Below are 21,328 nucleotides of genomic sequence, written 5' to 3'. Positions count from 1 at the left end.
GAGAAGCCCGCACACGGGCACGGTGTCCTGACCCTGGGCCGAAAAGTTTTCACTGAAGGGCTTTGAAAAGTTTTCGGATCCTCCGGACGCGAGCGTGCGAGCGCCAGGGTTGGGTAAGGCGGGCACGGGTGCGGGATGCTCGCCGGTAGCCAGAACCGAGTGAAAAAACGTCTTTTGCTCTGTTGGGTGCGGAGCGCAGCGGAGCTCGATTCGGTGGACACCGAAGGTGGCCCCCTTGCCGGCCCCGGACAAGTTCCGGTGGCCGGCGACTGTGGCCGCGTTATGCGACCTTCTCCGCTTCGTCCTCGGCTGTGCTGTCGTCGAGGGCTTCGGCGAGCTCGTGCACGGTCGCGAGCACAGCTTGCGCGGTCTCGGTGATGGTGTCGGTCTCGCCCTCGGCCCATCCGGCGATGTAGCCGACGGAATAGGCGCTGGTATCGAGTCCGAGCAACCCCGCGAGCACATACGCGACCGATTCCGCTTCGACCTCCATCCGGCCCCGGTGCAGGTCCTTGCGGGCCTCCGGTCCGACCAACTCGGGTGCGTGCATCAGAGCATGAGCGGCCTCGTGGATCATCGTCTTGGCAGCCGCTGCGGGCTCTAGCGCGACGTCGACGACGATGCGGTGGGAGCCGTCGGTTGTGGTGTAGCCGTTGGCGGAGCTGGCGATCGGCTCACGGGTGACCGTCCACCCCCGCTCGGTCATGACTGCGGCGGTGCGGTCGTAGATCGCGGCCGGGTCGGCGCCGGTGAGCAGCTGCGTGATCTCTTCGGGCTGGGGGTGGCCCTCGATCGGGTCGGTTTGGGAGATGTCGAATACGGACAGGATCGGGAACGTGGGGACTTCACGGTCCTGTTCGTCTCCGGTGGCGGGGTCGGTTTCGGTGACGGTGCGGGAGCTGTAGCCGTAGATCCGGATCGCCTTCTGACCTTTGCGGACCTGCCGTCCGCGCTGCTGCCAGGCACGGAATCCGGCGACCTGCGTCGCCTCGGGCTTCTGGGCGAGGATCAACAGGACGTTGTTGAAGAAGGATGCGGAATAGCATCAGGTGCACGATCGCCGCCTCGCCCGTTGCAGCCGACACGATCTCACCATGAACTGACCCCCGTTGTGGCCGCACCGGCACGCCATCCGATTCGAGGGCAGACTCGCTCGTATGAAAGTCGAGATCTTGTACTTCGACGGGTGCCCGAACTGGCAGGAAGCTGCGGACCGGGTTCGTGCTGCAGCCAGCCTGATCGGACAGTCAGACATCGAGATCGGACACCGGCTGATCTCCTCCGACGCCGAGGCGGCGGCGTCGGCCTTTGCAGGCTCACCGACCATCCTCGTTGACGGCGTCGACGCCTTCGACGATGCCGTGCAACTGACCGAACTTGCCTGCCGTGTCTACTCGACCGACCGCGGCCTGGCGGGTCTGCCGACCGTCGACCAACTCGCCGCGTCGCTGCGATCCAAAGGCGAAGCGTTGCAACGATGAACGCAGCGAAGGGTCGCGTCACGCCGACCCTGTCGAACGCCGAGCGGTAGCGTCCGCGCTGCGACCAGTGCACCTCGGCCCGCACGCACTCCCCGAAGGCACGGCAGCGTTCGCTTCCTCGTGCCGTTCGTTGGCGTTAGTGTTGCCCATGCGTATGTCCAGAGCGGTCCCCGCACTGCCGGTACGGCACATCGAGACAGCTGTCGCTGTCTACACCCGCTCCTTCGGCTTCACGGCGCAGTACTCCGATCCCACCTTCGCCAAGCTCACTCGAGACGACGTCGAGATCCACCTGTGGGCCGCCGACGACGACAGCTGGAGCAGCCGGCCCGACACCGCACCCTGGCCTGTGTGCAGCGGAGCGGAGACCTTCCTCGCGGGAACGGCCAGTTGCCGCATCACCGTCGACGAGGTCACCGCGCTGTACGACGAACTCTCGCGCGCGGGCGTTCTGCACCCGGCAGACGCCGGCCACCCCGTCGCGACGGACTGGGGGACGATGGAGTTCGCGACCGTGGACGGAGACGGCAACCTGATCACGTTCTCCACGAACACTATCCGGACCGAGAGCTCAGTCGTCGGACGGTGACGGTGACGGTGTCACCACTTCCTGATCGGCGGTGCCTGGTTTTGCACGATCAGAGTGCGGGGCGTGGCGGGATGATGACGGCGGAGATCATTGCGGCCAGTGCAGCAGCGGCTGCGGCGAAGAGGAACGCGTGTTGGAACCCGGTGTCACCGCCACCCGCGACGAGGCTGAGTGCAGCGATGCTCGAGACGGTTGCCACGCCGATGGATGCACCGAATTCGTGGAAGGTGCTCAGCAGGCCGGATGCGATGCCGGCCTCCTCGGGGCCGATCTGTCCGAGCGCGGTGGCTGAGGCGACGACGAACAGCGCGCCGATACCGAATGCGCCGAAGCTGACGCCGATCGTGGTCGCCGCGGTGGTTGCCCACAGGGCCGGCACAAGCAATCCCAACGCTGCGATGAGCATCCCGGCGGTGCCGAGGATTCGTGCGCCCCATCGTCCGATGAGGCGTCCGCCGAGGTTCGCTCCCGTCATCGTGGCCACCGCGATCGGTAGAAACAACAGTCCGGTCACGAAGGGACCATGCCCAGCGGACTGCTGAAAGTAGAAGGTACCCAGGAAGAACACTGCAACCATCAAAGCTGTGGCGATCAAAATCACGAACACTCCGGCCCCGACTGGACGTCGGCTCAGCAGTCCGAGGTCCATCAGCGGGGAAGACGTAGTCTTCTGTCGCCAGTAAAACAGCAGGTAGAGCGCTGCAGCTGCCCCGGCGGCGATGAGGGTCTGAGGGTTGGTCCATCCGATTTCACCGGCGACGGTCAACGAATAGATCGCCGATCCGGTCGCAGCGGTGACCAGTACTGCACCGAGAACATCGAGCGCGGGCCGTGGCCCGGGTGCTGGGGCAAGGGGCGGGAGGACACGCAGGAGGCCGAAGATGACGATCAGTCCGACCGGGATGTTGATGTAGAACACCCAGGGCCATCCTGGCCCGGCGGTGATCAGGCCACCGAGCAGGACACCGACCGCCGCGCCGCCGCCGCCCAATGCCGACCAGATGCCCAGGGCGCGGTTGCGTTCGTCGCCGGTGAACAGGCGCACCACCACCGACAACGCCGCCGGTGACAGCATCGCTGCGCCGATGCCTTGAACAATGCGGCCACCGAGCAAGAACTCGGCATTGACAGCCAGTCCGGCCGCCAGGGAGCCGGCGGTGAAGACGACCAGGCCGGCGAAGACGATCGGTTTGGACCCGAACAGGTCCGCGCTACGCCCGCCGAGGAGCATCAAGCCGCCGAAAGTCAGGGTGTACGCGGCGACGACCCACGTCACCGCCTCCCGCGAGAGGGCCAGGTCCATGCCCATCTGTGGCAGCGCGATCGCGACCACTGTGACGTCGAGAATCAGCATGAACTGCGCTGTGCCCAGCAGGGCCAGTGCGAGCCATCGCTTCGGGTGAAGCCCTTCGCCCGCTTCCGGTGTCGTTTTCGACGTGGTCACCACGGCCCCCTAAGTTGTACATAGTTGTTTGAGTTGGACACTGGTACCGTAACTCATACAAACGTGTTCGGGAAGTGAGGGTTCTATGACGACCGATACGTCACAGGTCGGCGGTAAACGAGCCGACGCGGTACGCAACGTCGAGCGGATTATCGATGCCGCGATCGTCTGCCTGTCTCGGCGGCAGAACGCCACGATGGGCGATATCGCACGGGAAGCCGGTCTCGGGCGGGTGACGCTCTACGGTCACTTTGCCTCTCGCCCAGCGCTCATCGATGCCGTGGTGGCGCGTGTGATCGATCGCGGTGAGCAGACGTTGGCTGCGGTCGATCTGGGTGGGGATCCCCGAGAAGCGTTGTCCCGGCTCATTCACAGCAGCTGGGAGCTGGTGGACCGGTCACGATCGGTCATTGCCGCCGCCGAGGAAGAACTTCCCCCAGCGCGTATCCGCGAGCTTCACGACGGCCCCGCGAGCCGGGTCGAATCGTTGATCGAACGCGGACGCAGTGCAGGACTGTTTTCACGTGACATGCCCACCTCGTGGCAAGTCGCCGTGCTCCATCAGGTCCTTCACGGTGCCGGAGCCGAGATAGCAGCAGGGCGACTGGATTCGATGGACGCACCCGATCTGATCGTGAGGACCGTCCTTGCTCTACTCGACACCCATTGAGGCTTGGGCGCACCACCTTCCGCTCGGTTGGTCGCACACCTTCGGTTCGGTCGGCGTAGATCGGTGAACCGTCGCCCTCGTTCACGCAAGACCTTGCCGTTACCTGTGGCGTTGTCGACGGCGGCGGGCGTCCTGGTTGTGTCGTTGTGGGCGAGCGGCGCGCCCTCGATGGTCTATCCGCTCTTAGCGGATCGGTGGCGCGTGGGTGAGGTCGTCACGACCGCGTTGTTCGCTACCTATCCGGTAGCGCTGGTCCTCGCTCTCGTTGCGTGTGGGTCTCTCTCGGACTCGATCGGGCGACGCCGCGTACTGCTTGCCGGCGTCGGCATGGTCGCCGTCGGCACTGCGCTGTTCGTGTTCACAAGCGGACTCGTCCCGATCTTCATCGGCCGCACTCTTCAAGGACTCGGGGTCGGGCTGGCGATGAGTGCGGCCAGCGCCGCACTCGTCGAGTTCGCACCGCGCCGCACCGCGGCACTGTCCACTTCCGTCAATACTGCGGCGACGGCCAGCGGTACCGCACTCGCGCTCGTTGTCGGCGGTGCGCTCGTGCAGTACTCCGCCTTGCCCACGACGTTCCCGTTCGCCATCTTGCTCGGCGTGACGATTGCTCTGCTGCCGCTGGTGTGGTTCCTCCCCGAGGAGGCCACGCGCAGCAATGTTCGATGGCGGCCCAGTCGGGTGCGAGCACCCGCGAGGAATCGAATGCAGTTCGCCATCGGTGTTGCTTCCCTCACCGTGGCCTTCATGATGGGCGCGGTGTTCATCGGGCTCGGTGCGCAGATCGTGAGGGATCTCGTCGGTACCGTCGACGCTTTCGTCGCCGCGTGTGCACTTGCGTGTTGGGCTGTTGCCATCGTTCCCGCGTCCATCCTTGCCCGGCGCGGTTCGCCGACGTCCGCATCTTTGGCCGGTTCGGTGCTTTCCGCCGCCGGGTCTGTCACCCTCGTCGCCGCATCGCACGTGGACTTGCTGACGGTCTTCCTGCTCGCTGCGGTCATCAGTGGGGTGGGGTACGGCCTGATGTTCTACGGCGGGCTCGGGATGGTCGTCGCAGCCTCCGAGGCCGAGACGCGGGCGACGACACTGTCGTTGATGTACTTGGTGGCGTACCTGTCGCAGGGTCTCACTGCGGTTGGGATCGGTGCGCTCGCAACCTTCTGGGGGCTCGACAGGGCGATCGTGGTGGCGATGCCGACGCTCGCGACACTCAGTGTCGCGAGCGGGGTGTTGGTTCACTGGTTCGCACGACCGAGAGCTGACGTCCGACTGGCCAGCTGAACGATGCACCGACGCTACCCCTGGGGGGTATGCCCTGTTACCGTCGAGAGCATGAACTCGACGATTCGTCGCTCTCGACGGGGCACAGCCTCGGCGATCGGATTGTTGATTGCAGTGACGGTGTTCGGGGTGTTGTTGATGCATTCTGTGACACCGGCATCGTCGATGGCTGGCCCGATGTCGGAGTCGATGAGTGGTGGTCATGCCGCGATGGCGTCGACAGCCCCGGGCAGTAGCTCGGCTTCGGTGATGTTCGGGGAACACGATTGTCCGTCGGCGCATCAGATGATGCATCCCTGTGTGGGAACTCCGGTGTCGTGGGCCGCGTTGTCCGTCCCGACGATGAGCACCGAGATAGGCCAGTCGCCGACAGCGGTGGACGGGATCGGCGGGCGCACAGACTCCATCCTGGAGCGTGCACCGCCGTGGACCTTGTGGGAGTTGGACAGATCGGTGACCTTGCGAGTGTGACAGGGAGCCCGGTAGACGCGCGTCGACCGGCGGACCGAAACACGTCACACACCCCTGATTGTCCACTCTTGCAAGGAGATTCCACATGCGTACCAAAGTCATGGCTTCACTCGCTGCTGCCGCCGCCAGCGCGTTCCTCGTCGTCGGCTGTAGCAACGACTCGACCGATTCGTCGATGGACGGGCATTCCATGGGCTCGATGTCCTCCGCACCGATGTCCTCGGCCCAAGCAAGCGCGTCCGCAGAGTTCAACGATGCCGACGTGATGTTCGCGCAGATGATGTATCCGCACCACGCACAAGCAGTCGAGATGGCCGACATGGCGAACGGCCGCACCGACAACCCGGACGTGCTGTCACTGGCGTCAGCGATCGCCGGCGCACAGCAGCCCGAGATGGACCAGATGACCGCCTGGCTGACCGAGTGGGGCCAGCCCATGCCCGACATGGACATGAGTGACATGGGCGGGATGGACCACAGCTCTGGCAGCGGCATGATGACCGCTCAGGACATGGACGCGTTGATGGCAGCGTCGGGACCGGAATTCGACCGCCAGTGGTTGACGATGATGATCGCCCACCACACCGGTGCCATCGAGATGGCGAACACCGAAATCGCGGACGGTTCCAATCCTGACGCCCTGGAGATGGCACGCGCCATCGTCGCCACTCAGCAGCAGGAAATCGACACCATGCAGCGGCTGCTCGGCTGACCCGGCCCGCCACACAACGATGGCCGCATCCTCTCCGGCGGAAAGGATGCGGCCATCAGCGTCTCGCAGTCGTCAGGGCTGCGTTCCCAGTACGAGATCAGCTCTCACAGTGCCCGTTCGCTCTGCGACGCAGGATTGGAACTCCCCTCGTTCAGCGCTCCGGCGATGGCGTCGGGTGAGAGGTCGAGTCGCCGGAGCAGCTGCGCGTTCGCGGCGACGATGATCGTCGACAGCGACATCAGGATCGCGCCGATGGACATGGGCAGTACGAACCCGACCGGTGCGAGCACTCCTGCCGCGAGTGGGACTGAGATGAGGTTGTATCCCGCTGCCCACCAGAGGTTTTGCTTCATCTTTCGGTACGAGGCGCGCGAGAGTTCGATTACCGACAGCACCGACCGCGGGTCGTCGCTGGCGAGGATCACTCCGGCCGATGCGATAGCGACGTCGGTGCCGGCCCCGATCGCGATACCGACATCGGCGTGCGCGAGCGCCGGTGCGTCGTTGACTCCGTCGCCGACCATCGCCACCGTACGTCCTTCGCCCTGGAGTGCAGCGACGGTGTGGGACTTGTCTTCCGGCTTCACCCCGGCGAAGTAGCGGTCCACACCGAGTTCGGTGGCGACGGACTTCGCGACAGCATCGGCATCACCGGTGATCATCACGACGGTGATTCCGCGGGCGTGGAGTGCATCGATCGCGGTGCGTGATTCTGACCGGATCTCGTCGGCGAGCGCGAGTGCACCGATCACGGCCCCGTCGGCGAGGATATGCAGGATGATCGCCCCGTCGCCGCGCCACCGGTCGGCGACGGCGAGTTCGGATCCGTGTTCCTGCTCGAGCAGCGCGGGCCCGCCGACCTGAATGCGGGTGCCGTCGACATTCGCAGAGACCCCGACAGCGGGGGACGACTGGAAGTCAGTGGCCGCCGGGACGGTCAGGTTCCGTGATCGTGCGGCACCGATGATGGCGCGTGCGAGTGGGTGCTCTGAGTCGGCTTCTGCGGCAGCAGCCAAAGCGAGGACATTGTCGGCGGTGCGCCCGTTCGTCACCTCGATTGCGGTGACGGTGGGTTCACCCTTGGTGAGGGTCCCGGTCTTGTCGAAGAGCACGGTGTCCACCGTGCGCATGGTTTCGAGTGCGAGCCGGTCCTTGACCAGAACGCCGCCGCGGGCAGCGCGTTCGGTGGCGATGGAGACCACCAGCGGGATCGCGAGGCCCAGCGCATGGGGGCAGGCGATGACCAGCACGGTGACGGCGCGAATGACGGCGTCGTCGGGCATCCCGACCAGAGTCCATACAGCGGCTGTGATGATCGCGGCACCGAGAGCGAACCAGAACAGCCAGCCGGCGGCGGTGTCGGCGATGCGCTGAGCGCGCGAGGTCGAGTTCTGGGCGTCGGCGACCAGGCGGCCGATGCCGGCGAGGGCGGTGTCCTCCCCGACCGCGGTGACCTGGATGCGGAGACCGGAGTCGGTGGCGACAGTGCCGGCGATGACCTGGTCGCCGTCGCTGCGGCGGACGGTGCGTGATTCGCCGGTGATCATCGATTCGTCCATGCTCGCCGATCCGGAGACGATGGTGCCGTCCGCGGGTACGCGTCCGCCGGGGCGGACGACGACGAGATCACCGAGCTGCAGCTCGGCCGGGGATACCTGCACTACGTCGTCGCCGTCGACGCGTTCGGCGGTGTCCGGGAGCAGTGCTGCCAACGAGTCCAGGGCGGAGGTGGTCTGAGCGAGGGATCGCATTTCGATCCAGTGCCCGAGCAACATGATCACGATCAGCAGGGCAAGTTCCCACCAGAAGTCGAGCTGATGATCGAGCAGGCCGAGGCTCGCTCCCATCGACGCAACGAATGCGACGGTAATGGCCAGGTCGATGAGCAGCATCATTCCTGGTGCACGTGAACGGATTTCGCTGACTGCGCCGGTGAGGAACGGGGAACCGCCCCAGACATACATCACGGTGCCCAGTACCGGGGAGACCCACGCGATCCACGCTGCGTCGGGCAGCGAGTATCCGAGCAGCATCGCGAACATGTTCGAGGCAACGATCACCGGGACGGCGAGGACCAGCATGATCCAGAACAGGCGACGGAACATGCCGACGTGATCGCCGTGACCGGCATGGCCACCGTGCCCGGTATGGCCTTCGTGTTCAGTCTGCTCGCCGTGTCCGGTGTGGGCTGCGCTGTGTCCAGACGGGTCGTGGCCCGACTGTGTGCCCGCTGTCTCGGCCACGCCGACATCGGCATGTGTGTGGTTGTTCATCGCGGGAAATCCTTCTCTCCACCGAGTTCAGCGGCTACGCGGTGCGTGAATCTGCGGGTTGCGGTTCGGCTGTGTATCCGGCATCGCGAACGGCGGCGACGACCTGGGCGTGGTCGGGCTCATCGGCGCTTGTCACCGTCAGCGTCCCCGCCGACGCCGATGCTTCGACCGTGTCGACCCCGGCCACAGCACCGACTTCTTCCCGGACCGACGCCTCGCAGTGTCCGCAGGTCATGCCGGTGACTCGGTAATTCGTGGTGATCATGAGGTACTCCTTCATCCTGAACGATACCCCCAGGGGGTATCTTGCGACGATTCGGACCATACCCCCTCCCCGTACCGTTGAAAAGGGGGCATCCATGTCACAACCGCCTACTTGCATCTGCGTCGATCTCCGGGGGCGGCCGCGGGCTCGTCGGTCATCAGCAGCTGAAGAGCATCACGTGAACATGCATCGAATGACTGTTACATTCATCCAGTGCCGGTCGACCCTGTTGCCAAAAAGCCCGCGTCCGACGCCAAAGGTTCCGCCGACCGCTTCCTCAGTGATGGCGTCGTATTACTGGTTCCGGAGGAAACGGTCCTGGAAGGAATGATCGACGGATGGGAGACGCAGCAACGTGCGCGGATGCTCGCAAACTTGACGATCGAGCGACGGACACAGATCGTGCGGAGGCTGGTCGCATTCACGAACGACTACCCCTGGAACTGGTCGTCGATGGACGTCGAGGAGTGGACCGCACATCTTGTCGATTCGGGGGTCGCTCACTCGACTGTGCGGCTCTACCAGATGGCCGCGTCGCTGTTCTGCGCCTACATCACTGATGTCCGATATCGGTGGGATGAAGTGTGTCAGCGATACTTTCGCGTTCACCCGGTGCAGGTTTTCCACGAATGGAACACCGTCGTCCACCGCGGGGAGTACGAAGGTCGACCAGGAAACCGGCCACTGACGAGGGACGAGTTACAGGCCTTCTTCGACTACTGCGATGAGCGGGTGAACCGGGTTGGGTTGTCCGGCCGCAAGGGATGGCTTGCCAGTTACCGAGACGCGACGTTGTTCAAGGTCATCTATGCCTGGGGGCTGCGTCGCCGCGAGGCAGCGATGTTGGACATCGTGGACTGGACCGCGAACTCCGCGGCCAAAGAGTTCGGCCGCCATGGCGCATTGTCGGTTCGCTACGGCAAAGCCCTCAATGGAGGGCCACCGCGCCGCCGAACGGTACTGACCACGATGGGGTGGGCCGCCGAAGCCGTCGCCGAGTGGGTCACCGAGATTCGGCCCCTGTACGACACCGACCATCTCGCCATGTGGCCGACAGAACGTCGGGCACGCGTCGGCACCGAGTCGATTTCGCACCGTTTCGCCGAGTACCGGGACGCAATCGGACTGGAGAAGCATCTCGGTCCGCACTGCCTACGGCACTCGTATGCGACACACCTACTCGAAGACGGTTTCGACCACCTGTTTGTTCAGCAACAACTCGGACACTCCTGGGGATCTACCACCGCGATCTACACCAGCGTCGGCACCGACTACAAGAACAATGCCCTCCGACGGGCATTGGACCGAGCGTTCACCGCAGAGTAGGACGGAGACAGGGATGCAACAGCCACGCTTGAACTACGACTGGCACCTACGCCGACTGTTGGCCGAGAGGGGAATATTCGCGACGACCGGTTTGGGACCGCTGCTTGCCGAGCGCGGGATCAGTTTGTCCGAAGCTCAGGTGTATCGCCTGGTCACTGGAACGCCGGAACGCCTCAGCCTGCGTACCCTCGCGGCGCTCTGCGACATACTCTCGTGCACACCGAACGATCTGATCGAACCAGTCGCCGAACGGGCGACGGTGCGAGCGACCGGTACAACTACCCATCGGCACAAGACCGCAGCAACACCATCCGACGCGAAGACGCGCACACCACGGCGAGCGGAAATCAAACGTAAGAAGTGATCAATACTGTTTGTGTACTGTGCAATTCAGTCGTAGACCGCGTCCGGGTGTGCGACCGCTGCAGGAAAAGACGACGACAGCATCGCGGCGCGTGCACCGGCTGCACGAAACCCGACAAGCTGTTGGACGACAACGCATTATGCCGATGGTGTCGCGAGAAGGCGCAGCGAAGCTGCCCGCGGTGCCCCAGCGTCGGTCAGCCCCTGATCGCCATGGACGGCGAACGCATGTGCGCGCGATGCGCGCTCCGCTGCCACCTCGAGCACGTCTTACCACCGACTGCCGACGGGCTCCTGGAACCACTTCGTGACGCCATAATGCAGGCTGAACCGACGACCACACGGCGATGGCTGAACCGCAACACGGACCTATTGCGCGGCCTCCACGACGGCACCATTCCCCTCACGCACGAATCACTCGACCTGCTCCCTCGGCCCAAGTCGGTCGACTACCTCCGATCACTCCTCATCGCTACGGGCATCCTCGACCCCGACGTGCACCGTAGTCTCCGGCGGCTCGAGACGGAGCTCCCGCAACTCCTCAGCGGACTCGACACAGGCCATCGCAAGCTCGCTAGCCAGTGGACGCACTGGGCTGTACTGCCGCGTTTGCGCGGACTCGAAACGCACCGACCGATCGGCACCGCCGTACAGAACGCACGTTGCCAGATCCTCCAAGTCATTCAGTTCCTCAACACACTCGAACGACGAGGAACCGAGATGCCTCGATGTGCGCAATACGACATTGACGCCTGGTTCGCAGAGCCCGGTGCGTCCCGATGGCACATCCGCCCGTTTTTGAGCTGGGCACAAAGAACACGGCACCTATCGAAAGAGATTGCCCTCCCGAAAGAGCGTCGAGCCCATGCAGAACTACCGACCGACGCCGAGGATCGCTGGCAGATCGGCCGGCGCCTTATCCACGACGAGTCACTCGACCCGGTAGATCGACTGGCCGGTGCGCTGGTCGCCCTCTACGCCCAGCCGCTACGGCGAATCGTCAGCCTCACCACAGCCGACGTGATCGCCACCGCGACAACCACAGGTCTACGACTCGGTCCCACCGACGTCCTCGACCTGCCAGATCCGTTCGCAGCCATCGCCCGAAATCTACCCCTCAAGCGGCGCACCGGAACTGCGGAACAACTACCTACGACATGGCTTTTCGCAGGTGGCCACGCAGGCAAACCGTTGAGTGCAACCAGTCTAGGAAACAGGCTGCGCGCCATTGGAATCGAGCCCCGAAAGCTACGACTGTCCGCCACCGAACAGCTAGCCCGTGAGCTCCCGCCGAGTGTGCTCGCGGGAATCCTAGGGCTCAACGCTCATACCGTCGCCAAACACACCTTCAAGACGAACGGCCAATGGGCAAACTACGCCGCCGACCGCCGACCCTGAGCGACGGCATTCGCACCCCCGAATACACCATCCCTGCCAGTGCTGTAGGAGTGGAACGAGGCCACGTGATCGAGGTACGCGCGCCAGGTGTCGGAGCTGGTCAGCTCGGCTACCTTGTCGGTGATCGAGGTGTGCAGTGATGCCGCCAGCTCGCGGCGTGCATCGGCCTTGTCCGCTGTGCTGGTCTTGGTCCGTGATGCCATGACTGGCCCCTCTCCCTCGTGACCGGTCCCCCGGCCTGCTGTTGCCAATTTCTTGTCGCCGTCATCTGGCGTGAGGAGAGACAGCAGCGCACGGCAACCCCGCGGCCGGACAGTTTTCGTGGGAGCGCAGCGAGTACGGGACGAAAAGTGTTCGGAGCCTTCGGCCGTAGCGCAGCGGAGCGCGGGGTTGAGGCGGCGGGCCCGGGTGATGCAGTATCGCCGGGAGCCAGATGTGCGACAAGAAATCGAATGTCTTTTCACGGTGCGGAGCGCAGCGGAGTTCGGTTCTGGGGACGCCCGCAGGGTGGCCGGCACCGCCGGCAGGCGGGATGCATCACGCTCGTCGACGTCAGCGGGGTGGCCACCTCCCACCTGTGGAGCTCGCAGCGTGATTGTGCGGGAGCGACGGAGACCGGCAACGCTCGGTGTCGCGGCAGCAATGGGACGAATTCGGCGGTCGGGGTGGCGTGGAATGTTGACAGACCAACATGGGCGATGTTGGAGCAAGGCATGATGCCAAGGCATGAAGTGGGTTCGTGGTGTGTTGTTGGCGTTCGGTGTCCCTGTTGTGCTGATCGTGGGAGGAATCGTGTGGGGTCCGTTGATGGAGTGGGATTTGACTCAGCCGCAGGCGACGTTGATCGCGGGGTTCGTGGCGGGGCCGTTTCTGATCACTGCGGCCTATATCGCGTTTCATGGTCAGCAGGAGAATATGAAGACCGAGCGGGAGAAGTTCGACGAGCAGATCCAGGTGCAGAAGGATCAGGCTCGGGATGAGTTGCAGCTCAAGCGTGATCAGTGGCTTGCGGAGCAGCGTCTGGTGAACGCTCGGAACGTGCGCGATCGGGACGGTGCACTGTTTGCCCGGATGCTGGCGTTCTATGCGGAGTTCGCCCGTGCCGTGGGGAGGACGAGGAATGCGATACCGCGACTTGCTGTCGCCGATCCGGACCGTAGTTGGGCCTTAGTCGACTCGTATCTCGTCGACGTCGTAGCGGCGGCCAACAGTAAGAATGACTTCACTTCTGAGTTGCGTCTTGCTGGGTACGACTCGACACGTATTCCGCTCAACCCCGTTCACCGGGCGATGAGGCAGGCCCGTGACCATCTTGAGTACGCAGTTCGAGCCAGGCTGCAGGACGCGGAACTACGTGACTATGCAGACTCGCCGATCGACGAATTCGGCACCGCGTTCAATGATTTGACGGCGAGGGCTGTCGCGGCTCTCGACGATCGCGATAGGGACGTTCTGAGGCTTGCGGACGCATTGGAGTCAGTGGACCGGCCTACAGGCGGCGCCTGATCGACCCCCGACGGCTGGCTCACTGCGTGCTTGGTCGACTATCTGCAGGGTGGTGAGGGCGATTGCACGGGCCGCCTGTTCGGTTATTTCGGCGGGTAGTGGTGGACCGTCGATGGTTCGTATTCGCATGACGGCAAGCATGGCAGTGGGTACCGACTCAGTTGTTCTCTCGCAACGGTTTCAGTTTCGTTTGTGCGCACTGTACTGGCGCTAGATGGATAGCGGCAGTGTGGTGGTGGATGCGTTCGAGGTTTTTTCGAGCGGTGGCTTGCCTGCAAATCCGGACGGTCGTGAATACTGGGTTGTATGCCATTTTCGTGCACCGGCTTATCTGTTCTCTTCACTGGTCCCAGTGACACTGAGGGCCTGGTGAAGGCCGCCATCGAAGAGGTGCACAAGTGGAACAGCCGTCGAGCAGTGTCGGCGGGTTTCGTGTTGGTTCCTCGACACTATTCGACGGATGCGGTGTCGCTGTTCGCGACCGGAGGTGATGGGCAAGCGATGATCAACGATCAGTTGGTCAATGATGCCGACATCGTGATCTCTTTGTTCCGGCACAAGCTCGGATCTCCCACGCCACGCGCGGTGTCGGGCACAGCGGAAGAGATCGAGACGACGTTGGCGAACGGACGCCGATTGCACATCTTCTTCTCGAACGACACTCCCGACCTGCGCGAGCAGGCCGCACGCGATCAGTGGGACAGCCTAGCCAAGTTCAAGGAAAACCTGAAGGGTGGCCTGTGGGACACATTCGACTCACCCACAGGGCTGCGTGAGTTGGTCGGTCGTGCGATCGAATTCGATGTCAATGACCACTTCACCAAGACGCTCCCAAAGGCTGGAACGCCGACGTCGTCGGCCACTGCTCCAACTGCTGCATCCGTGTTCGACTTCGCTTTCGATACGCCCGAGTCGTCGGTAGTCACGTTCGATGATTACGACATCGCTCGGGACCGGTACATATCTAACGTTATCGACGAAGGTATGAAGGAACTGCGCAGGAAGCGGTCAGGCTCCGACCTGATCCAATTTGGCTCACCGTCGACCTTGCCGTCGGACGCGGAATGGAAATCGACGCTCGATGAGTGGGCTGACGCGGTACGTGAGTCGTGGCGGGAATCCGTGCAGTACCTGGCCGGGTGGGCTTTCACACCCGTGCGTCTCAGTGTTGAACAGCTATCGGATCATTTCCTCAAGTCCGTGCGGATCGATTTGAGGTTCCCAGGGGTCCGTGGCGCGAAGCCAAAGGTAGGCCGCGAGTTCGATCCACGAAAGTTCGCGCTGCAAAAACCACGATTGCCGGGTTCGACACCGCTGGTGTCGCCTCCGACTTACAGCTTCTTGAAGCCCGGCTACGACTTCTCCGATTTGAAGCCCGTCGGCTATCCGGTCGAGTGGGAGAACGTCGGTGACGAGGTGGTCGTGACCATCGAGTTGGAGCGCCTTCGGCCTCGGACTGCGTGGAAGAGCGAGCCGGTTGACGTTGTTTTGCTGATTCCGGGGGCTGTAGACCGCGAGTCGGTGGAGGTTGTATGGACTGCTACTGCCGAAGGTGTTAATGGTCTCGCGGAGGGCACGTTCTCGATGCCGGTTCGTCGTAAACAGGTGCTCACGTCACTGGGCTTGCTCACGAATCGCCAGCAGTAAGGCGGTAAGTCAGTTCACCCATTGCACATCGAGCCCGATCGCTGTCCGGCTCGATGTGCAATAGCATGATTTCAGATGCCCGAGTCGACTCTGCCGATCCGAGGAGGTAGCTCAAGATAGCACCCCGTGCGGCCACCACCAGCAAGGAACTGTGGTGCACGGATGACGACCTTGTCGAGGACGGCTACCGGCGCGTTGGTGAAGCTGTTCGGCAACACGACCGAAGGTCCTGACGGGATTGTGGGGTGGACCTCGGCGTCGGTAGCGAAGATCGAGGAGTCGATCCTCGAACCTGCATACCGCCTGATTGCCGACTTGTTCCAGTCGCTCGATGATGCCGACACCATGCAGGCTCGTGTTGGCTACTCCCGTTGGTGATCGATACCGTCACACAGCCGCCTGCCCATCTGATGCTGCCCCGCGCTATATCCACAGCTCGATGTCTGCGGCCGGTTGATCGATTAATCGAACTGCGTGCAAAACCTCATCTTCAATGACCTCGAGCTCAACCTCGGCTGTGGCGAATTTCTCGAATGCGTTCACGTAGTCTGTAGCACGAACTAGGTTGCGCGCCATCCCTTTCCACTGTCGCACCTTGCTGTATTTGACCTTCTTGGTCTCCGCACTTCTGGAGAAAATGGCCTTGAGCGTTCTGTCTCGCGTTTGCTCGCCGACTATCTGTCTGTCGTCGCCCCCGTTCGAGGCAACGTAAGTGAGGTCGTGGTCGAGCTTCTCCAACCTGTCGAGTAGGTGTTCGGACAGTGCCTCGGCAAGCTTCTCGGGTGCGTCGATGGGTGACTGCGCCAGAAGGCTCTCTGCGTAACTACTGAGCTTGTGGGAGTGGTGGCGTTCGCCTGGATATAGGGCGTCGAGTTCCGCTGTTACAGCGCCGATCTCGATTGGTTCCGGAAGCGATGTGAGTCGCTTCATGAGGTCACACACCACGTATGTGTAGATTTTTGCCGCCGTTTCGATGGTGGCCGGCCTGACCTTGTCTTCATGATAGATCTCGTTGCGGTAGCGGTGTAGGCGCGTCAGAACGGCTGCGTGGGACTCACTGAAGAGCTTATTCCGTTGCAGATAAAGAACTTTGGGGACGAACTTGCCGACGATCTCGCTCTGTTCTTTCTCCGTAACGGTCTGGCGTTTCAGCTCTGCTTCGATGTCGGCGAGCTTGCGGGGTGTCTGGCCCGGGGCGGCACGCGGCGATGTCGCCTGGTGGGTTTCACCGCGATGCATGGCTTCGCGCACCTCTTCATACAACTGCCGCCCAAGGTAGTTGAGCGCGAGCTTGCTGTTGCACTCTCGCCTGAGCAATAGTTCGGCCGTGTTGTCGAGAAGCATCAGGCTGATACGCCAGCGAGCTACGCCGCCCTGACAAAGTAACCGGTTCGATTCTGAGATCTGCACAACAAGCCGTTCGACACTCTCCATTTTCGCCTCTTCCTCGGCCTGCGGATTCGCCACAGTAGTCCAGTGAGGTTCGGGCTCTACCGTCACCTACCAGAATTAGGCGTGTCATAAACGATCGTTTGTGACACATCAGGATCTTGGTACGTCGACGACGCCCGTTCCATGTGTCAAAGGTCGTGTCCAAAACCCGACCTGCAAAATGGTTCGTAATGTTGGGTTTTGACACACTGGATCGTCATGGGCGAGCTTTTGGGGTATGCGAGGGTGTCGACGGCCGAGCAGAGTGTCGGTGCGCAGAGAGATGCTCTGAGCGCTGCGGGGTGTTCGCGGGTGTGGGTGGAGACTGCGAGCGGTGCGACGACGTCGCGGCCGGAGTTGTCGGATCTGTTTTCGCATCTGCGGTCCGGCGACACGTTGGTGGTGTGGCGGCTCGACAGGTTGGCGCGGTCCCTCCCCCACCCGTTGCAGACTGTCGAGGATCTGGAAGCCGGCGGTATCGGTTTTCGGTCGTTGTCGGAGTCAATCGACACAACGACGTCGGGCGGCAAGCTGATCTACTCGATTTTCGGAGCGCTGGCGGAGTTCGAGCGCAACCTCATTCGTGAGCGTACGCAGCTCGGGTTGGCGGCCGCGCGTGCGCAGGGTCGGGTGGGTGGTCGGCCCCGTCAGATGTCGGATGCAAAGGTGAAGCAGGCCAAGCGAATGCGTGCCGGTGGTATGTCGCTGACCGACATCCGCGATGTCGTGGGTGTTTCTCGGTCGACGCTGTATCGGTATCTGAAGTAGTCCCGGCTTGCCGCGTGAACTAGACGCACTAGACGCATTCCTGGTGACAGAGCACTCCCCTACGAGGTCTGGTGGTCGGTCGAGCTTGGATCGGACTCGGTCGAGAGTGCGTTCACCGCTGCGCGTAGCCGCTGGCGGTCGACGACGTGATCGGGGTCGCTGACGATGACCGCGCCGTCACCGGTGTGGTGGGTGTGGATCCGGAATCCGCGAGCTTTCGCTTCGGCTCGTAGCTGTGATCGCCAGGCAGTGAAGTCCAGGCTTTCGACCGGTTCGCGGCGTATGACCAGCGCCCCTATGTCTTGGACTCGGTCCAGAAGGTAGGCGTCGGTGAGTGGGTGCCCTTCGTTGTCGATCACGGGTTCGACGTAACCACACCGAGGCGATACGCGGGCACTGAACTGCATACCGACAACCACAAGCAGACCTTGCTTCAGATGAAGAATGCGCTGGCGAGCATCGACGTGCGGTCGCGTTCGTCGATCGCGCACAGGTGGTTGTCCGGGCCGACGATCTGTCGGTAGTGGGTGGCTTTCGATGGGGACGTGGCGATTTGGCCGAGTTTGAGGACGAACTCTTCGTAACCTTGCGGTGCGAGTGCGGCGCCCCAGGCGTCTGCCTCGTCGGGGTCAATTGAGGCGATGCTGCCGGTGCGGGCGTGGCGCGCGCTGAGCGAGACGAACATGAGCTTCGAGCCGGTCGGATAGTCCCCGACGAAGCCGGGGTCTCCATTTATGAGGTCGCGGGAAGCAAGGATGCGGACGTCGAGCATCTTGTCGAGCACGGATCGAGCCTCATACCGGGGTGTGTTGCGGCCTGTTCGCGTGCGGTTCATCGCGACTGCAGAGCCGGCGTCGCTGAGAGCTGTACGGCGCAGCCGCTCCAGGTGGCGTCCGTGCTTGGTTCGTACGAGAGCGAGCAGTTCTTCGGGACTGGTCATCGGACGGCCTCGGCGAGTTCACGAGTATGGGACTCGTCGGTGGTTGCGGTCTGATCGGATGCAGTTGGTTGTTCCTGTGGTGTGTCGAGGACCGGACTACTGCGCTTGTTTGCGATCGCTCGTTGCATATAGGTTTACAGGCTTATCCACTCGCCGGTGTCAGTTCTGGACCAAGAAGCTTTGCGTTTCGGGGCTAAACTATCGGCGGACGCTCTGTACAGGTCGTACTTCACAACCTCCGAGTAGCTGTTGACGATCTCGATCGCATTGACTTCGCAATGCGATCGTGCCGGCCCTGTTGGAAAGAGCCGAGTCACTGCCGACGCAGGTAGCCACCGGCCTCCCAGTGCCGCGTCTGGATCATGAGGGAAAGCAACCGCCTTCTCGTAGCCCGTTCTCCATCGTGTGACGACGCGTGCCAGTGATAGTTCCTGCTCGGCTTCGACGTCGATCACGTGGATCTTGTAACCGAAGTCCCCCAGTTGCCGAACCAGGCCCTTCGCCCACGGCATGTAGCCCAGCGTCCCGTCGATGACTATGTTCTCTCCAGCACGCATCGCATCGCTCAAGGCACGCTCTTGAAGGATCGTCGACTCGCGGTGCACTAGGGCAGACAGCTCGAGCGGGTGGAACCGTTCTCCGAAGTTGTCTCTCAGAGGTAGCGGTACCAGAGAGTCGATTGAGCCGTCCTCCACTGCAGATTGAAGCAATAGCGCCTTGAAGTCGTCGGCATCGATGCGACGATGCTCTACGAAATGTGTATCCGATGCCCGCATCAAAGTGCTTTTACCCGCGGCGGGCGGTCCGGCGAAGAGCTTCGCCCTGCGCGCATTCCGCACATCCTTGCAACTGTCGCGCCATATGCCCAGTAGGGCTGCGTGCAGCTTTCTACGCGACGCTGTGGGTACCAGCTCGCCAGCTACTGTCCGGAAATGGCGCCGATCCTTGACGGTCGACAGCGGGGCGTCGATATTGAGCGGGCCGACGGGCGTCGACAAGCTTTCCAGCCGCGCCCGGCGGTCCTCTGTTGCTTCGTAGGCCAAGTCAGTCTGCTACTGCCTCGAGGATGCGGTCGTAGTCGGCCTCGTCGATAAAACGCTCGTCCAATGCCCGGCCGACCTGGAGGTTGAACCCCGACAAATTCAGTCGTGGGACATCGCCTTCGCCGACCGGAGCCTGCTCGACCGTCTCGTAGACCCATGTCGACAGCTGTTCGATCATCGTCTTCCGATCAAGCATTTTCGCTGCGTAGCGTGCCGCGATTTCGTATGGGGTACCGCCAGCCAGACCTGGCCGCACATCCGGCGCATCGATGCGCGCCATCTTCAACCACTGCGAGATGGCGGGCTGGCTGACCCCGTTTGCTTCTGCCAGACGTGTCTGCGTCCACTTCTTCTGCTCATGGAGCTGCCGCACGCTTCGGAGATGTTCGATGCGATCGACAGCGCCACGCGCTTTGGATGTCGTCATGGTCGTCTCAAGCGCACGTTCCAACAAATCGGACATGACTACCTCCTTCGATATAAGTAATCTTATACCCCCGGCGCAAGGGGCCAGCAGATGGTGTCCGAGGGCTGGAAGGAGCGAATGCCCCGGACCCGCCACTGGGTCCAGGACATGCGCCATCGGCGAGCCCCAAATCCGCCTCGACGATCTGCGTCGCGGCCTGATACGCCCGCATAGAATGAATTTCGACCTATTCTCCTGGGCTATGCCACACAACGGGAACGAGCGCATCGCGATTGACGACATCGTCTCGGCTGGGCTCGTCTTCGACCTCTCATCGGACAGGCTCCGAGCGACTGTCCGGATGCTCACCCCCGCCAGCGAGCCGATTCTCACTTTCGGATCGGTCACCAAGCGAACCGCAGCTAGATTCGCAGTTGGACGACCCGGCGAGTGCTCCAGCGTCTTCCGCGTATGGGCCAATAAGGGAAAGCTCGACGTCTACGCCTCGATCCGCACATGGAAGAACATGGCCAAGTTCTCTTTTCACCAAAGCGGTCGCTGTATCTTTCACTTGTCTTCGGTCGACCACCCCGGTGCCAAATGGGTCGAACGGCCTGATCCTGAGAACCGCCGCATCAGCGCATGGGACCGTCCCGCACCGTTCGTTCCTGGCTGGACACACCTCGTCACGATCATGGTGCCGACAGAAGACGTCCGCCTGTCGCCGAACTCGGGATGGGAGGACTACGAGAAGGTCCGCTGGATCGCCAGACCAGAACGAATCGATACTGTGACCGAATTCCGAGTGGCAATTGGCGACCCAGGGATGCGGCTGATCGACGCGGGGCCGGCCAACTACTTGATTGACGCAGGCATCGTCGACGGGTTTGTCCTACCCGACGGGCGCCTCGTTCTCATCACCATGCACGTCACCCACTTGGACGCGACAGGTCGCGGCCTACTGACAGATCTACGCAAAAAGTACATTAATTGCGCCGAGAACGCCGGTTTCGACCTTGACCCCAAGCTGGGTCCTCGTTTCGCCGATCACAACGTTCAGTCCGACGGACGTCACGCGCTCTGGGATCTATCTGCGCAACCTAGTGATCCTCGCTCTACCCCTGGTGAACAGAACTTGTCACAGTAAACGTTCGGGATTCTTCGCCTCGCGAAGCGATTGGTCCGCTGCGCGTTAGAGCAATGCGACTACATTGTTCGTTTCCTCACTTTGCGCGGTGAGCACGGTACACATCTCGAAGCCGCTCATAGCGCACGTCGTCGATAGAGCTGAGGTAGGCAACCGCAGCGCCAGAC

The 21,328-nt window shown here is 62.7% G+C and carries 24 protein-coding genes; 14 read left to right on the top strand and 10 right to left on the bottom strand.

The window, feature by feature from the left end; genetic code table 11:
- Positions 1–280 precede the first annotated feature (280 nt).
- A complete protein-coding gene (locus CH289_RS27490) occupies positions 281–1,012 on the bottom strand; it encodes an ImmA/IrrE family metallo-endopeptidase (protein ID WP_256977613.1) in 732 nt (243 codons plus the stop codon).
- A gap of 145 nt (positions 1,013–1,157) precedes the next feature.
- Between CH289_RS27490 and CH289_RS27485 the strand changes: the two genes are divergently transcribed.
- Complete coding sequence (locus tag CH289_RS27485) at positions 1,158–1,481, top strand: hypothetical protein (protein WP_032364207.1); 324 nt, start codon at positions 1,158–1,160, stop codon at positions 1,479–1,481.
- A gap of 148 nt (positions 1,482–1,629) precedes the next feature.
- Entirely contained in the window at positions 1,630–2,070 is a 441-nt protein-coding gene (locus tag CH289_RS27480) for a VOC family protein (RefSeq protein ID WP_094729127.1), read from the top strand.
- A 49-nt stretch (positions 2,071–2,119) separates the two neighbouring features.
- On the opposite strand, the gene CH289_RS27475 is transcribed toward CH289_RS27480, so the two are convergent.
- Positions 2,120–3,514 (bottom strand): MFS transporter, encoded by a 1,395-nt coding sequence (locus tag CH289_RS27475; protein WP_218828477.1) that lies wholly within the window; start codon positions 3,512–3,514, stop codon positions 2,120–2,122.
- 85 nt (positions 3,515–3,599) lie between these two features.
- Here CH289_RS27475 and CH289_RS27470 point away from each other — a divergent pair, with 85 nt between their 5' ends.
- The 4 genes from CH289_RS27470 (at position 3,600) to CH289_RS27455 (ending at position 6,648) form a co-directional block, all read left to right on the top strand.
- Complete coding sequence (locus CH289_RS27470; RefSeq protein ID WP_094729059.1) at positions 3,600–4,184, top strand: TetR/AcrR family transcriptional regulator; 585 nt, start codon at positions 3,600–3,602, stop codon at positions 4,182–4,184.
- A 63-nt stretch (positions 4,185–4,247) separates the two neighbouring features.
- Complete coding sequence (locus tag CH289_RS27465) at positions 4,248–5,465, top strand: MFS transporter (protein ID WP_143545141.1); 1,218 nt, start codon at positions 4,248–4,250, stop codon at positions 5,463–5,465.
- Positions 5,466–5,516: 51 nt separating this feature from the next.
- Positions 5,517–5,936, top strand: a complete 420-nt coding sequence (locus CH289_RS27460) for a DUF6153 family protein (RefSeq protein WP_094729055.1) — start codon at positions 5,517–5,519, stop codon at positions 5,934–5,936.
- 85 nt (positions 5,937–6,021) lie between these two features.
- The gene (locus CH289_RS27455; RefSeq protein WP_094729053.1) at positions 6,022–6,648 is read left to right on the top strand and encodes a DUF305 domain-containing protein; all 627 of its coding nucleotides are present in this window, start codon (positions 6,022–6,024) and stop codon (positions 6,646–6,648) included.
- Positions 6,649–6,752: 104 nt separating this feature from the next.
- On the opposite strand, the gene CH289_RS27450 is transcribed toward CH289_RS27455, so the two are convergent.
- The gene (locus CH289_RS27450; RefSeq protein ID WP_094729051.1) at positions 6,753–8,921 is read right to left on the bottom strand and encodes a heavy metal translocating P-type ATPase; all 2,169 of its coding nucleotides are present in this window, start codon (positions 8,919–8,921) and stop codon (positions 6,753–6,755) included.
- Positions 8,922–8,955: 34 nt separating this feature from the next.
- Positions 8,956–9,186 (bottom strand): heavy-metal-associated domain-containing protein, encoded by a 231-nt coding sequence (locus tag CH289_RS27445; RefSeq protein ID WP_032364250.1) that lies wholly within the window; start codon positions 9,184–9,186, stop codon positions 8,956–8,958.
- A 213-nt stretch (positions 9,187–9,399) separates the two neighbouring features.
- Between CH289_RS27445 and CH289_RS27440 the strand changes: the two genes are divergently transcribed.
- From CH289_RS27440 to CH289_RS27430, 3 genes are all read left to right on the top strand, one after another.
- Positions 9,400–10,512: a tyrosine-type recombinase/integrase gene (locus CH289_RS27440; RefSeq protein ID WP_032405569.1), complete on the top strand. Its 1,113-nt coding sequence runs from the start codon at positions 9,400–9,402 to the stop codon at positions 10,510–10,512.
- Positions 10,513–10,525: 13 nt separating this feature from the next.
- Complete coding sequence (locus tag CH289_RS27435; RefSeq protein WP_094729049.1) at positions 10,526–10,876, top strand: helix-turn-helix domain-containing protein; 351 nt, start codon at positions 10,526–10,528, stop codon at positions 10,874–10,876.
- Between the two features lie 317 nt (positions 10,877–11,193).
- Positions 11,194–12,273, top strand: coding sequence for a hypothetical protein (locus CH289_RS27430; protein ID WP_032364200.1), 1,080 nt, complete (start codon positions 11,194–11,196; stop codon positions 12,271–12,273).
- Here CH289_RS27430 and CH289_RS27425 read toward each other — a convergent pair.
- Positions 12,249–12,476: a hypothetical protein gene (locus CH289_RS27425; RefSeq protein WP_094729047.1), complete on the bottom strand. Its 228-nt coding sequence runs from the start codon at positions 12,474–12,476 to the stop codon at positions 12,249–12,251. The two genes, CH289_RS27430 and CH289_RS27425, sit on opposite strands and share 25 nt — an antisense overlap.
- A gap of 589 nt (positions 12,477–13,065) precedes the next feature.
- Here CH289_RS27425 and CH289_RS27420 point away from each other — a divergent pair.
- The 3 genes from CH289_RS27420 to CH289_RS27410 all read left to right on the top strand — a co-directional run bounded on the left by CH289_RS27420 (position 13,066) and on the right by CH289_RS27410 (position 15,804).
- Complete coding sequence (locus CH289_RS27420; RefSeq protein ID WP_143545140.1) at positions 13,066–13,779, top strand: hypothetical protein; 714 nt, start codon at positions 13,066–13,068, stop codon at positions 13,777–13,779.
- Positions 13,780–14,280: 501 nt separating this feature from the next.
- On the top strand, positions 14,281–15,426 hold the full coding sequence (locus tag CH289_RS27415) for a hypothetical protein (RefSeq protein WP_143545139.1): 1,146 nt from the start codon (positions 14,281–14,283) through the stop codon (positions 15,424–15,426).
- Between the two features lie 162 nt (positions 15,427–15,588).
- Complete coding sequence (locus CH289_RS27410) at positions 15,589–15,804, top strand: hypothetical protein (RefSeq protein ID WP_143545138.1); 216 nt, start codon at positions 15,589–15,591, stop codon at positions 15,802–15,804.
- Between the two features lie 45 nt (positions 15,805–15,849).
- Here CH289_RS27410 and CH289_RS27405 read toward each other — a convergent pair whose 3' ends face one another.
- Positions 15,850–16,893, bottom strand: coding sequence for a hypothetical protein (locus CH289_RS27405; protein ID WP_094729039.1), 1,044 nt, complete (start codon positions 16,891–16,893; stop codon positions 15,850–15,852).
- 183 nt (positions 16,894–17,076) lie between these two features.
- Here CH289_RS27405 and CH289_RS27400 point away from each other — a divergent pair, with 183 nt between their 5' ends.
- Positions 17,077–17,625, top strand: a complete 549-nt coding sequence (locus tag CH289_RS27400; protein WP_094729038.1) for a recombinase family protein — start codon at positions 17,077–17,079, stop codon at positions 17,623–17,625.
- A gap of 59 nt (positions 17,626–17,684) precedes the next feature.
- Here the strand turns inward: CH289_RS27400 and CH289_RS27395 are convergent, their stop codons facing one another.
- The 4 genes from CH289_RS27395 to CH289_RS27380 all read right to left on the bottom strand — a co-directional run bounded on the left by CH289_RS27395 (position 17,685) and on the right by CH289_RS27380 (position 20,071).
- Entirely contained in the window at positions 17,685–17,984 is a 300-nt protein-coding gene (locus CH289_RS27395; RefSeq protein ID WP_094729036.1) for a hypothetical protein, read from the bottom strand.
- A 74-nt stretch (positions 17,985–18,058) separates the two neighbouring features.
- Positions 18,059–18,409: a hypothetical protein gene (locus CH289_RS27390; protein ID WP_143545137.1), complete on the bottom strand. Its 351-nt coding sequence runs from the start codon at positions 18,407–18,409 to the stop codon at positions 18,059–18,061.
- Between the two features lie 290 nt (positions 18,410–18,699).
- The gene (locus CH289_RS27385; protein ID WP_094729032.1) at positions 18,700–19,608 is read right to left on the bottom strand and encodes a zeta toxin family protein; all 909 of its coding nucleotides are present in this window, start codon (positions 19,606–19,608) and stop codon (positions 18,700–18,702) included.
- 1 nt (position 19,609) lies between these two features.
- Positions 19,610–20,071, bottom strand: a complete 462-nt coding sequence (locus tag CH289_RS27380) for a helix-turn-helix domain-containing protein (protein WP_094729030.1) — start codon at positions 20,069–20,071, stop codon at positions 19,610–19,612.
- A 205-nt stretch (positions 20,072–20,276) separates the two neighbouring features.
- On the opposite strand from CH289_RS27380, the gene CH289_RS27375 reads away from it, so the two are divergent.
- Positions 20,277–21,161 (top strand): hypothetical protein, encoded by an 885-nt coding sequence (locus CH289_RS27375; RefSeq protein ID WP_094729027.1) that lies wholly within the window; start codon positions 20,277–20,279, stop codon positions 21,159–21,161.
- Positions 21,162–21,328 lie beyond the last annotated feature (167 nt).

The sequence above is a fragment of the Rhodococcus sp. RS1C4 genome (genome assembly GCF_002258225.1).
GTDB lineage: Bacteria > Actinomycetota > Actinomycetes > Mycobacteriales > Mycobacteriaceae > Rhodococcoides > Rhodococcoides fascians_E.
This window is presented reverse-complemented; position numbering and strand designations above follow the sequence as displayed.